Genomic DNA, 12,748 nt, shown 5'->3' with positions numbered 1-12,748 from the left:
TCCAAGCGTTCGTGATAGTTATTATTTATCAATTTTTGTGAATCAATCAACTTCACATAGTAAGACAAGACCCCTATGATGTGTCGGAGATAGCCCCTTGGCCGGCAATGCCGGGGCTGTCCCAGACACAGCGCGGGTCCAGTGCGGACCCCGCATTCCAGGTATTTCATAGGGAGTGTGCTATGACCGATAAGAAGCATCTGACCACCGCCGCAGGCGCGCCCGTGGCCGACAACAACAACACGCTGACCGCAGGCCCCCGCGGCCCGGCGCTGTTGGAAGACTTCTGGCTGATTGAAAAGCTCGCCCACTTCGATCGTGAACGCATCCCCGAACGCGTCGTGCATGCCAAGGGCTCCGGCGCCTACGGCACCTTTACCGTTACCCACGATATCTCCCGCTACACCCGTGCCAGCCTCTTTTCCCAGGTTGGCAAGCAGACTCCGCTGTTCCTGCGCTTTTCCACCGTGGCCGGCGAACGCGGCGCGGCGGACGCCGAACGCGACGTGCGTGGCTTTGCCATCAAGTTCTACACCGAGGAAGGCAACTGGGACCTGGTGGGCAACAACACGCCGGTGTTCTTCATCCGCGATCCGCTGAAATTCCCGGACTTCATCCATACGCAGAAGCGCGACCCCAAGACCAACCTGCGCAGCGCCACCGCCGCCTGGGACTTCTGGTCGCTCAACCCCGAATCGCTGCATCAGGTCACGACACTGATGAGCGACCGCGGCATTCCCGCCAACTTGCGCCAGCAACACGGCTTCGGATCGCACACGTTCAGCTTCATCAACAAGGACGGAGAGCGCTTCTACGTGAAGTTCCACTTCAAGTCGCAGCAAGGCATCGCCTGTCTGACCGACGAGGAAGCCGCGCAAGTGGTCGCCCATGACCGCGAAAGCTCGCAGCGCGACCTGTTCGAAAACATCGAGAAGGGCAATTTCCCCAAGTGGACGCTGAAGGTGCAGATCATGCCCGAGGCCGAAGCCGCGACCTACCACATCAACCCGTTCGACCTCACCAAAGTCTGGCCGCACGGCGACTACCCGCTGATCGAAGTGGGGGTCCTGGAGCTGAACAAGAACCCCGAAAACTATTTCGCGGAAGTAGAGCAGGCGGCCTTCACGCCCGCCAACGTCGTCCCGGGCATTGGCTTCTCACCGGACAAGATGCTGCAAGGCCGTCTGTTCTCGTATGGCGACACGCACCGCTACCGGTTGGGCATCAATCACCACCAGATCCCGGTGAACGCGCCACGCTGCCCGTTCCACAGCTTTCACCGCGATGGCGCCGGCCGCGTCGACGGCAACGCAGGAGCGACGCTGAACTACGAGCCAAACAGCTTCGGCGAATGGAAGGAAACACCGTCGGCAGGCGAGCCGCCGCTGGCCTTGGACGGCCAGGCCGCGGCGCGCTGGAACCATCGCGTGGATGATGATTACTACTCGCAGCCGGGTGCGCTATTCCGCCTGATGACGCCGGCACAGCAGGAGTTGCTGTTCGGCAACATTGGCCGCCACATGGCGGGCGTGCCCGAAGAGATCCAGCGTCGACAGCTGGAACACTTCCGCAAGGCCGATCCGGCCTATGCCGCCGGGGTAGCCAAGGCGCTTGGACTGAAGCTGTAGTCCGCGACTACATCATGAGCAAGGCGGCCCGCAAGGGCCGCCTTTTTCGTTGATGCGATGCCGCTGCAGCGAAGAATCAGCGCTGCATGCCCCAACGCCTGACCGTGAAACGCTCAACGGTGTCGAACACCAGGTTTTCCACAAGCAGGCCAATGATCACCACGGCCGCCAGACCCGCGAACACACGATCTGTGTATAACTCGTTGCGGTTCTGGAAGATGTACCAGCCCAGTCCGCCCTTGCCGCTGGAAGCCCCAAACACCAGTTCCGCCGCGATTAGCGTACGCCACGCAAACGCCCACCCTATCCTCAGCCCCGCCAGGATGGCCGGCAGCGCCGCAGGCACAAGTATCTGCAGCACATAGCGCAAGCCGCTCAAACCGTAATTGCGGCCCGCCATGCGCAGGGTCTCCGATACCCCCAGAAAACCCGCATACGTATTCAGCGCCAATGCCCACAACACCGAGTGGATCAGCACGAACACCAGGCTGCCTTCACCGAGGCCGAACCACAGCAACGCCAGCGGCAATAGCGCGATCGCGGGCAGCGGATTGAACATGGCGGTCAGCGTAGACAGCAGATCGCGTCCGAAGCGCGTCGACACCGCTAGCGTGGTCAGCACGAAGGCCAGTGCCACGCCCGCCGCATAGCCTTGCGCCAATACACGCAATGATTGGCCGGCCCGCGCCAGCAACTCGCCGCCGGCGATCCCCTGCACGAAGGCCACAGCGGTTTGCGATGCGCTGGGCAGCAGAAGATCGTTATCGGTGTAGCGCGCCGCCAACTCCCAGATGGCGGCCAGCAACGCCAGTATCGCCAGCTTGCGCAGGCCGGCGTGTTGCCATAGGCGCTCGTGCCAGGGCAGGGGCGTCTCGGCGGCCTGCGGCGGCAACGGCGGCAGTTCGTACTCGGCTTCGGGGCGGACGGGCACGGCGCCCACGTAAGCATTGCTCATGCGTCTATCCCTCAGGCCGCGGCACGTTCGGCTGCTTGCTCCGCCGGCGCCGTGTCGAACAGCAGGTCGTGGATGCGTCTGGCAGCCGACTGGAAGGCCGCCGAGCCCTGGCTATGCAGCCCGAAGGCATGAGCATTCAGCTCCGCGCGCACACGTCCGGGATGCGGCGACAGCAGCAGCACTCGACTGCCCAGCACCAGGGCCTCTTCGATCGAATGGGTGACAAAGAGCAGCGTAAAGCGCACCTCTTCCCATAGCGCCAGCAACTCTTCCTGCATGCGCCGCCGGGTCAGTGCATCGAGCGCAGCGAAGGGTTCGTCCATCAGCAATACGCGCGGCTGCATCGCCAGCGCGCGCGCAATGGCCACGCGCTGCTTCATGCCGCCCGACAAGGTGTGCGGATAGGCATCGGCAAATGCAGACAGGCCTACCTTCTCCAAGTAGTGCATCGCGCGCTCGTCCGCCTCGCGCCGTCCCAGCTTGCGCGAGGCCACGAGCGGAAAAGCCACGTTCTGGCGCAGCGTTTTCCACGGTGGCAATTGGTCGAATTCCTGGAACACCACGATGCGGTCGGGCCCGGGTCCGCGCACAGGCTTGCCATCGAGGGCGATGCGGCCTTCGGTCGGGTCGATGAAGCCCGCAACCGCCTTGAGCAGCGTGGACTTGCCGCAGCCGGATGCACCCAGCAGGATGAATCGCTCCGCATCATGTACCTCGAAACTGACCTGATGCGTGGCACGCACGCGCCGTTCGCGCGTCTTGTATTCGATCGACACCTTATCCACAGCCAGCAAAGGCGTGGCCTTTTCGGTGTTATCCACAGGGGCGGCGGCGCTCAGTCCCATCTCAGCTGCCTTGCGCCGTGACGGGATCGTCGAAGAAGTAGTCGCGCCAGCTTGCGGGCGCGTTCTTGATCGCGCCTACCTTGTGCATGAACTCGGCCAGCGCATAGGTATTCTGCGGTTCCAGCTTGAACTGCACGTCGGGGTTCTTGATCACCTTGATCAGGAAATTGCGATCCAGCTTGGCGCCGGTGACGCGCAGATAGGTGTCCGCGGCCTGCTCGGGATTGGCGGCGGCGAATTGCGCAGCTTCCTTCAACGCAGCCTGGAACGCCTTGTAGGTCTTGGGATTGTCCTTGCGGAATTTCTCGGTCGCAAACAGCACCGTCGACGAGCTGGGTCCGCCCAGCACGTCATAGGAATTGAGCACGATGCGCGCCTTGGGATTTTCGGCCAGCTCCTGCTCCTGGAAAGGCGGATTGCCGAAATGCCCCGTGATTTCCGTGCCGCCGGCGATGATGGCGGCTGCCGCATCCGGATGTGGCAAGGCAACGGATATCTTGTCCAGCTTGTTGAACTGCGCATCGCCCCACAGTTTGGCGGATGCCAGCTGCAGCACGCGCGATTGCACCGACACGCCTACCGCCGGCACTGCGATCCGGTCCTTTTCGGTGAAATCCGCAATCGTCTTGACGTTGGGATTGTTGCTGACCAGGTAATAGGGGAAGTTGCCCAACGAAGCCACGCCCTTCACGTTCTGCTTGCCGCGCGTGCGGTCCCAGATCGTCAGCAGCGGCCCCACGCCGGCCCCCGCGATATCCACAGCGCCCGACAACAGCGCGTCATTCACGGCCGAGCCGCCAGACAGCTTGGCCCATTCGACCGAGATATCCACACCTTCGGCCTTGCCGTGCTTTTCAATCAACTGCTGGTCGCGCGCCACGTTCAACAACAAGTACACGATGCCGTACTGCTCCGCAATGCGGATGCGGCCTTCGGCCATGGCTGGCGTGGGCGAAGCCAGGGCCAGTACGGCAAGTATCAGCGCCAGGCCCGCGCCGGTGGCGGTCTGGACCAAGCGATCACGTAGAGCGGAAGAAAAACCCATGGCGTACCCTGTGGATAATTGGTTTGCGCGAAATTGCGGCGGCCCCGAAGTCAAAAGGGCGTGTCGCCTTCGATCGTGGTGCGGTACAGCTTGCGGCGCAGGTGATCCGGCGTGCCGCCGGCCAGGTGGATCAGCGACCGGTTGTCCCAGAAGACCAGGTCTTGCGGCTGCCACTGATGGCGGTAGATGTGTTCGGACCGGATGCTGTGGGCGAACAGTTCGTCCAGGATCTGGCGGCTTTCGTCGTCAGGCAGGCCGACAATGCGTGTCGTGAAGCCTTCGCTCACGAACAGGGCGCGACGTCCCGTTTCCGGGTGCGTCCGTACCACCGGATGCACCACCTCCTGCACTTGCGCGACCTGCTGCGCGCTGAGGTTGGGGCGCCAGGCGCCTTCCTTTTGCAGTTGCCCGTATTTGGCCAGGTAGGAATGCACGGCGCGCTTGCCCTCGATGGCATCGCGCAAGGCTGCGGGCAGGGTGTCGTACGCTACATGCATGTCGGCGAATAGCGTGTCGCCGCCTTGCGAGGGTAGTTCCTGCGCATGCAGCAGCGAGCCCAGGCTGGGCAATTCCTTGTACGAGATGTCCGAATGCCAGTACTTGCCGGCGTCGCCCAGCCCTATAGGCTTGCCGTCCTCAACGATGTTGGAGACGATCAGGATTTCGGGGTGCCCGGGCAGATGGAACTGATGCAGCACATGGATCATCAGCCGGCCGAAACGGCGGCTGAAGTCGATGTGCTGTTGCGGCGTGATGCGCTGGTCGCGGAACACCAGCAGGTGGTGATCCAGATGCGCGCGATGCACCTTGGCGAAATCGGCTGGTGCCAGCTCGCGCGACAGATCGATGCCGACGATTTCAGCGCCCGTCACGGCTGCAAGCGGACGAATCGAAAAATCTTGCGTCGCGGGTTCGGCATACGCCTCGGACCGGCGCAGCGCGTTGCTCTGGGACATGGATCGCTCCTTGCGCGAATGCCGCCGGCCAGGCCGGCTCAGGAACGATCCATTATGAAAACGCGCAACCCCTACGCAAACGAATTATTCGGCCTTTGTTCAAGCCTGCGCGTCATATGGCGCGCTATCGCATTGCAGCTATAAGCTTATCCGCGCGAGGGGCTCCCGCCATGCGCGGAGCACCGGAAACTGCCTGTGCCAGGCCTGTGGATAAGTCTTGGGATAAGCCTGGTGGCAAGCCAGGGAAAAGCGGTGGATTGTCAGGGGATATCCCGGTGGATAGCCGGTGAATAGCAGGTGGACAGCCTGTGCATAACAGGCCTCCAGCATGAAAAAAGGCGCGGACCGCCGAGCGTCCGCGCCTTTTAAATCAATGACTTGCGCTGATCAAGCCTTAGGCAAGAATGCCTGCACCAGCTTCACCCAATAAGTTGCGCCCACCGGCAGCAGGGCGTCGTTGAAGTCGTAATTCGGGTTGTGGAGCTGGCATGGACCCATGCCGTGATAGGTTTCCATGCGGTGGTCGCCATCGCCATTACCCAGGAACAGATATGTTCCCGGCACCGACTCGAGGAAGAAAGAGAAGTCCTCGGCGCCCATGAAAGGCGGCATTTCGCGCTGCACGTTTTCAGCGCCGAACGCGTCTTCGGCCACTTGGGCGGCAAAGGCGGTTTCCTTTTCCCAATTGACCAGGGGCGGATATGCGCGAACGAAATCCAGTTCGCCCGTGCCGCCGTAGACTTGTGGCAAGGTAGTCGCGATGCGGCGCATATCCGCCTCGATCTTGTCCAGGGTCTCCACCGAGTAGGTCCGCACGGTGCCGCGTAGCACGGCCTCGCCCGGAATCACGTTGTACGCATCGCCCGCGTGGATCTGCGTGATCGACAGCACCGCCTGCTCCAGCGGATTCTTGCTGCGGGAAATCACCGTCTGCAAGGCATGCACCATGTCGGCCGCGACGATGATGGGGTCGACCGAGGCATGCGGCTGCGCCGCATGGCCGCCCACGCCCTTGATGACGATGTCCCAGCGATTGCTGGAGGCCATCGTCGGCCCTGCACGGAACCCAAACTGATTGACCGGCATGCCAGGCATGTTGTGGATGCCGAATACCGCATCGCAAGGGAATTTATCGAACAGCCCGTCCTGCATCATGGCACGCGCGCCGGCGTTGCCGCCTTCCTCGGCCGGCTGGAAGATGAACACCACCGTTCCATCGAAATCGCGATGCGTGGACAAGTACTGCGCCGCCCCCAGCAGCATGGTCGTGTGCCCATCGTGGCCACAGCCGTGCATGCGTCCACTGATGGTCGATTTGTGGGCAAATCGATTGTGTTCGGGCATGGGCAGCGCATCCATGTCGGCACGCAGGCCTATAGTCTTCTTGCCGCTCCCCGCGCGCAAAACGCCGACCACACCAGTTTTCCCCAGCCCGGTGTGGACTTCCAGTCCCCAGCCGCGCAAGCGCTCCGCAACCAGCGCGGACGTGCGCGTCTCCTGGAAAGCCAGCTCGGGATGCGCATGAATATCCCGTCGCAACGCGGTGAGGTCGCCGTGGGCGCGTTCGATTTCGTCTATGGTTTTCATGGCTGTGGATAAACCGTAAGAGTTGAAGTCAGTAGCCTGCCGATACGGGAATTCTCGCTGTCTGGCCCTGCGAGGTCCAGTGGATGCGCCATCCTGGCTAGGCCATATCGTTTAGATGGCAAGCGCTGAACTGGCCCGGCGCGACCTCCCGCAGCAGCGGCCGCTCCGTTTTGCAACGGGGCATGGCATGCGGGCAACGCGGGTGGAACGCGCAGCCCGCAGGCGGATCCAGCGGCGAGGGCAGTTCGCCCTTGATGGGCTGGTATGCGCGCCGCCCCGGCTGCAGCGTCGGCAATTCCTTCAGCAGGGCCTGCGTGTAAGGATGGTTGGCGTGCTGGAAGACCGTGTCGGTGGGCGCCAGCTCCACGACGCGGCCGAGGTACATGATCGCCACGCGGTCCGATATGTGGCTGACCACGCTGAGATTGTGGCTGATGAAAAGATAGGTCAGGTCCAGGTCGGCGCGCAACTGTTCAAACAGATTAAGCACCTGCGCCTGGATCGACACATCCAGCGCGGCAACCGCCTCGTCGCAGACGATGACCGATGGCTTGAGCGCCAAGGCCCGCGCAATTCCTACGCGCTGCCTCTGGCCGCCGGAGAACTGATGGGGATAACGCTGTGCAAAAGCAGGATCCAGTCCCACCTGGCGCATCAAGCCGGCAACGTACTCGGCCTTGTCGCGAGAGCGCACCAGGCCATGCGCCACGGGCGCCTCGCCGATGATCTCGCGCACGCGCATGCGCGGGTTGAGCGAAGCGTAGGGATCCTGGAAGATCATTTGCACGCCAAGCTCGTAGGCCCGCCGCTCCTGACCCGTCATGGCCTTGACCGGCTTGCCCTTGTAGCTCACCTCGCCCGCGGTTTGCGGCAGGATGCCCGACACGATCCGGCCCAGCGTGGACTTGCCGCAACCTGATTCGCCCACAATGCCGATCACTTCGCCAGGGCGCACGTCCAGGTCCACACCCGCCACTGCATGCACGACCTGCGTCTTCAAACCCGCGCCCAGCAGATTGGCAATGCGGCCCGCCAGGTCCACAGGCTGCACAAAGCGCAGCTCGACCTCGCGCAGCGACAAGATGGGAATGGCGGGATCGCGTTCTGCGGCGTTCATTTGATGTCTGGCCCTCCGGCGTGCCAGCAACGCACCCATTGCGCCGGACGCACCTCCACGGGCTGCGGTTCGACCAGACAGGCTTCGGTCGCGCGCGGGCAACGGCCGCGGAACGCACAGCCTTGCGGCAGGTTGAGCAGCGATGGAGTCATGCCGGGAATCGGAACCAGCGGCCTGCCGCGGGATTCCGGCGTGGGAATGGAAGCGATCAGGCCATGCGTGTACGGATGCATGGGATGGCTGATGACGGCCTGCGTGGTGCCGGTCTCCACCACGCGTCCCGCATACATGACCGCCACGCGGTCCGCCAGTCCCGCCACCACCGCCAGATCGTGAGTGATCCAGATAAGCGCGGTGCCGGTTTCCTGGCAGAGCTTCTGCACTTCGAACAGGATCTGCCCTTGTATGGTTACATCAAGCGCCGTGGTGGGCTCATCCGCGATGATCAGGCGTGGCGAATTCAGCAGCGCAATCGCAATCGCCACCCGTTGCCGCATGCCCCCCGACAATTGATGCGGGTATGCGCGCAGGCGCTCTTCCGGCGATGGGATGCCCACCATGGCCAGCGTCTGCAAGGCGCGCTGGCGCGCCTGCTCGCGCGAGGCGTTGCCGTGCGCCTGCACCGCCTCGATCATCTGCGTATCCACGCGCAACACGGGGTTCAGGGTCATCATCGGATCCTGGAAGATCATCGCGATCTCCTGGCCCCGGAGCTCGCGCCAACGCGCGGGCGTCGCACTGCGCAGATCTTCACCGTTGAAACGCAATGTACCGTCGACTATGCGGCCCGGCTCGTCCAGCAAGCCCATCAGCGAAAAGCCGGTAATGCTCTTGCCCGATCCCGATTCGCCTACCAGTCCCAGGATCTCGCCCTGCGCCAACGTCAGGTCCACGCCATCCACCGCTTTCACCACGCCGTTACGCGTGAAGAAATGCGTCTTCAGGCCTTGCACCTCCAGGATGGGCGCCGAACTGGACGAGGACTTTTCCACAGGTATCTGCATCGCGCCGGCCTCAGTTCGCATGGCGCGGGTTGAGCACATCGCGCAGGTGATCTCCCACCAGGTTGATGGCGATGATGGCCAGCGCCAGCGCAATGCCCGGGAAGAAGGAAATCCAGTATTGGCCGGACAACAGGTATTCGAAGCCGTTGTAGATCAGCATGCCCAGCGAAGGCTCGGTCACGGGCACGCCCACGCCCAGGAACGACAATGTGGCCTCCAGCGCAATCGCGTGCGCCAGGTCAATGGTGGCGATGACGATCAAGGGCGGCATGCAATTGGGCAGCACGTGGCGAAACAGCACGCGCCCCCAGGAAAGCGACATGCAGCGCGCTGCTTCCACGTATTCCTTGCCGCGCTCGACCAGCGCGGCGCCGCGTGCGGCGCGCGCGAAATACGCCCACTGCACCACGATCAGGGCGATGATCACCTTATCCACACCTTTGCCCAGGATCGCCAGCAGCATCAATGCGACCAGGATGGCGGGAAACGACAACTGGATATCCACAACCCGCATCAGCAAGGCGTCGATCCGCCCGCCAAAATACGCCGCCACCAAACCCACCGTAGCCCCGATTCCGAACGCTGCCAACACCGACACACTGGCCACAAGCAGACTGGTGCGCATGCCATACAGAATGGCCGAAAACAGATCGCGTGCCAGGCCGTCCGTACCCAGCCAGTAGCGCATGCTGCCATCGCCGCTCTCGCTGCCCGGTTTGAGTTTGGAGTCCATGATGTCCAGCGTCGCCAGGTCGTAGGGATTCTGCGGCGCAATCCATGGCGCAAGCAGTGCCGCCCCCACTATCACGACCAGCATGACCAGGCCCAGCGTCGCCAACTTGCTGGCGAAGAAGTCCGACAGAAAGCGGCGCCAAGGCGTCTGCTCCTTGGCCTGGACCGGCGGCGAGGCCGCAGTGGCAGGTGTGTTCATCGGCGGCTATCCAAGCGTACGCGGGGGTCCAGCACCGTGTAGATGATGTCCACCACCAGATTCAACATGACTAGGAAGAACACGATCAGCAGGAGATACGCCACCACCACCGGACGGTCCAGGTTGATGATGGAATCGATCAGCAGCTTGCCCATGCCTGGCCAGGAAAAAACCGTTTCGGTGACGACGGCGAAAGCCATCACCTGGCCGAACTCCAGCCCCGCCACCGTCACCACGGGAATCAGGATGTTCTTGAGCAGGTGCACGCCGAGCACGCGCTTTTCAGACAGGCCCTTGGCGCGCGCGAACTTGATGTAGTCCATCGGCAGGGCTTCCCGTGTGGCCGCCCGCGTCACGCGGATGATCATCGCGCACTTGGCGAACGCAATCGTCGCCGCGGGCAACGCCAGGCTGAGCCAGCCGTCGAAGGTCAGCACGCTGAGCTGCAGCGACCCGATACTGACGGTCTGTCCGCGTCCGCCCGCCGGCACCCAGCCCAGGATCACCGCGAACACCATGATGAGCATCAGGCCTACCCAGAAATTGGGCAGCGAGAATCCCAGCACCGAGCCCGTCATGATGGCGCGTGAACCGACCGCCTTGGGCTTGAGGCCTGCCAGAATGCCAAGCGGCACGCCGATCAGCACCGATAGCAGCATGGCCACACAGGCCAGCTCCACGGTAGCCGGCATGCGTTCCAGGATCAGCCTGATGGCCGGTTCGCCCGTCAGGAAGCTGTTGCCAAAATCCCCACGCACAGCCTGGCCCATGAAGATCAGGTACTGCCGCCACAATGGCAGGTCCAGCCCCAACGATGCGCGCACCGCTGCGCGCTGCGCTTCGGTCGCCTCGGGGCTCGCCAGCATAGACACCGGATCGCCCACCATGTAGATACCGGCAAAGACCAACGCCGACATGACGAGCATGACGACGATGGTCTGCAGCAGCCTTCTTACGATCGTTGCAAGCACTAGAACCTTACTTCTTCAGCGTTGCAAACTGCGCAAGCGTGACCTGGTCGGGCCGGCCTTGATAGCGGATGTCGCTCTTCATGGCCCACACCGACAGTTCGAAATGCACGGGCAGCATGGCGTAGTCGTCCATGGCGATATTGCTGGCCTTGGACAACAGATCCGCGCGCTTGGCGTCATCCATGGTCGACGACGCTTCCTTCACCAACGCGTCCATCTTGGGATTCGAATAGCGGCTGCGGTTGGTGGTGCCCAGACCCGCTTCCGGGTTACGCGTCACCAGCAGCGAAGTCAGCGCGTTGGACATCTCGCCGCTGGTCACGGACCAACCCGCCAGATAGGCCGAGAACGCGTAGCTGTCCCGGTTCTTGAAGAACACCGGGGGCGCCATCGCATCCACGCTGGTCTTCACGCCGATGCGGGTCCACATCGATGCAATCGCCTGCGCCACCTTCGAATCATTGACGTAACGTCCCGACGGCGAGCCCAGTGTGATGGAAAATCCGTTGGGATAGCCTGCCTCCTTCAGCAGCGCCTTGGCTTTCTCCACGTCGGCCTTGGGCGCCTTGGAATGTTCCTTGCTGGAACCGAACATCGGGTAGGGCAGCAGATTGCCCGCGGGCAGCGCCACGCCCCCCATCACACGCTCGACCAATGCATCGCGGTTGATGGCCAGGGACAGGGCCTCGCGCACCCGCTTGTCCTTCATCGGGTTTTTCTCCGTGCCCTGCACGCCGGGCGAGGGCTCGGCGAACTGGTCCAGCGCCACATACACGACGCGCACCGATGGCGTTTCCTCTACATATAGCTTCTTGTCGCCTTTCAGCTTGGGCAGGTCATCGGTCGGAGGATCCTCGATCATATCGACGTCCCCGGCAAGCAATGCCGCCACGCGCGCGGCGGCATTACTGATCGGGCGGTAGACCACGCGATCCCATTCGGGCTTCTTGCCCCAATAGTTGTCATTGCGCGCCAGCACGAATTCAGCGCCACGCTTCCATGACACAAACTTATAAGGACCGGTGCCGATCAAACCGTCGCCGCTATTGAGTTCCGTGGTCGTCTTGCCTTCCGCGGCGGGGCCGGACGCCGCTTTCTTCGACATGATGGGCAATTGCGCCAGGTTGACCAGCAGATTAGGCGCCACGTCCTTCGTGGTGATGCGCACAGTGCTGGGATCCACGGCTTCGGTTTTCTCGACCGAACCCAAGTACAGCGTAAATGGCGAAGGGCTGTTCGGTACCTTCGGCACACGCGCATAAGTGAAGACCACGTCTTCCGCCGTGAACGGCGTGCCGTCGGAGAACTTCACATTGGGACGCAGCTTGAAAGTCCAGACCTTGCCGTCCACGGTCCAGGACTCGGCAAGCGCGGGCTGCGGTTTTAGCTGCGCATCCGTGGCGACCAGCGTGTCGAAAATGGTCTGGGAGATCTGCGTATTGGGCGTGAGCGCGTGATACTGCGGATCCATGGAGGACGGTTCGGTCTTCAAGGCGATCACCAGATCGCGGGCCATAGCCGAACTGAATGTGCCGAAGGCCAACATTACCGCGGCCGAGCCGCAGGCCAAGACACGCGAAAACCGAGATGCCATTGTGATCTCCCAGGATTGTTTCGGGTTTTGAACCTCCGGGCCACATTAACCAGCAAACAAGGGACGGCGCAACAGTTATATTCCCTTATTGTTCTCGCCTTGCCTTGCCCGAAAT

11 protein-coding genes are annotated in these 12,748 nt (G+C 62.5%); 1 reads left to right on the top strand and 10 read right to left on the bottom strand.

The window, feature by feature from the left end; all coding sequences use genetic code 11:
* The first annotated feature begins 182 nt into the window (after nt 1–182).
* On the top strand, nt 183–1,628 hold the full coding sequence (locus CEY08_RS05705) for a catalase (RefSeq protein WP_063639121.1): 1,446 nt from the start codon (nt 183–185) through the stop codon (nt 1,626–1,628).
* A 76-nt stretch (nt 1,629–1,704) separates the two neighbouring features.
* Here CEY08_RS05705 and CEY08_RS05700 read toward each other — a convergent pair whose 3' ends face one another.
* The 10 genes from CEY08_RS05700 to CEY08_RS05655 form a co-directional block, all read right to left on the bottom strand.
* Nucleotides 1,705–2,583 (bottom strand): ABC transporter permease, encoded by an 879-nt coding sequence (locus tag CEY08_RS05700; RefSeq protein ID WP_042795854.1) that lies wholly within the window; start codon nt 2,581–2,583, stop codon nt 1,705–1,707.
* A gap of 11 nt (nt 2,584–2,594) precedes the next feature.
* Nucleotides 2,595–3,428, bottom strand: a complete 834-nt coding sequence (locus CEY08_RS05695; protein WP_042795855.1) for an ABC transporter ATP-binding protein — start codon at nt 3,426–3,428, stop codon at nt 2,595–2,597.
* Between the two features lies 1 nt (nt 3,429).
* The gene (locus CEY08_RS05690) at nt 3,430–4,473 is read right to left on the bottom strand and encodes an ABC transporter substrate-binding protein (RefSeq protein ID WP_063639119.1); all 1,044 of its coding nucleotides are present in this window, start codon (nt 4,471–4,473) and stop codon (nt 3,430–3,432) included.
* A 50-nt stretch (nt 4,474–4,523) separates the two neighbouring features.
* The gene (locus tag CEY08_RS05685; RefSeq protein WP_076816862.1) at nt 4,524–5,429 is read right to left on the bottom strand and encodes a TauD/TfdA dioxygenase family protein; all 906 of its coding nucleotides are present in this window, start codon (nt 5,427–5,429) and stop codon (nt 4,524–4,526) included.
* 387 nt (nt 5,430–5,816) lie between these two features.
* Nucleotides 5,817–7,016, bottom strand: a complete 1,200-nt coding sequence (locus CEY08_RS05680; RefSeq protein WP_042795857.1) for a M20 aminoacylase family protein — start codon at nt 7,014–7,016, stop codon at nt 5,817–5,819.
* A gap of 97 nt (nt 7,017–7,113) precedes the next feature.
* The gene (locus tag CEY08_RS05675) at nt 7,114–8,133 is read right to left on the bottom strand and encodes an ABC transporter ATP-binding protein (protein ID WP_076816859.1); all 1,020 of its coding nucleotides are present in this window, start codon (nt 8,131–8,133) and stop codon (nt 7,114–7,116) included.
* A complete protein-coding gene (locus tag CEY08_RS05670) occupies nt 8,130–9,137 on the bottom strand; it encodes an ABC transporter ATP-binding protein (RefSeq protein ID WP_076816857.1) in 1,008 nt (335 codons plus the stop codon). Before CEY08_RS05670 ends, CEY08_RS05675 begins: the two co-directional genes overlap by 4 nt.
* Nucleotides 9,138–9,147: 10 nt before the next feature.
* On the bottom strand, nt 9,148–10,068 hold the full coding sequence (locus CEY08_RS05665; RefSeq protein ID WP_042795860.1) for an ABC transporter permease: 921 nt from the start codon (nt 10,066–10,068) through the stop codon (nt 9,148–9,150).
* Complete coding sequence (locus tag CEY08_RS05660) at nt 10,065–11,039, bottom strand: ABC transporter permease (RefSeq protein WP_076816855.1); 975 nt, start codon at nt 11,037–11,039, stop codon at nt 10,065–10,067. The genes CEY08_RS05665 and CEY08_RS05660 overlap by 4 nt, the downstream gene beginning before the upstream one ends.
* 7 nt (nt 11,040–11,046) lie before the next feature.
* Nucleotides 11,047–12,633 (bottom strand): ABC transporter substrate-binding protein, encoded by a 1,587-nt coding sequence (locus CEY08_RS05655; protein WP_063639115.1) that lies wholly within the window; start codon nt 12,631–12,633, stop codon nt 11,047–11,049.
* Between the last annotated feature and the right edge of the window lie 115 nt (nt 12,634–12,748).

It is taken from the genome of Achromobacter insolitus, assembly GCF_002209555.1.
In the GTDB taxonomy this organism is placed as follows: domain Bacteria; phylum Pseudomonadota; class Gammaproteobacteria; order Burkholderiales; family Burkholderiaceae_B; genus Achromobacter; species Achromobacter insolitus.
The sequence above is the reverse complement of the archived record's forward strand: the minus strand, read 5'-3'. Positions and strand labels throughout refer to the sequence as shown.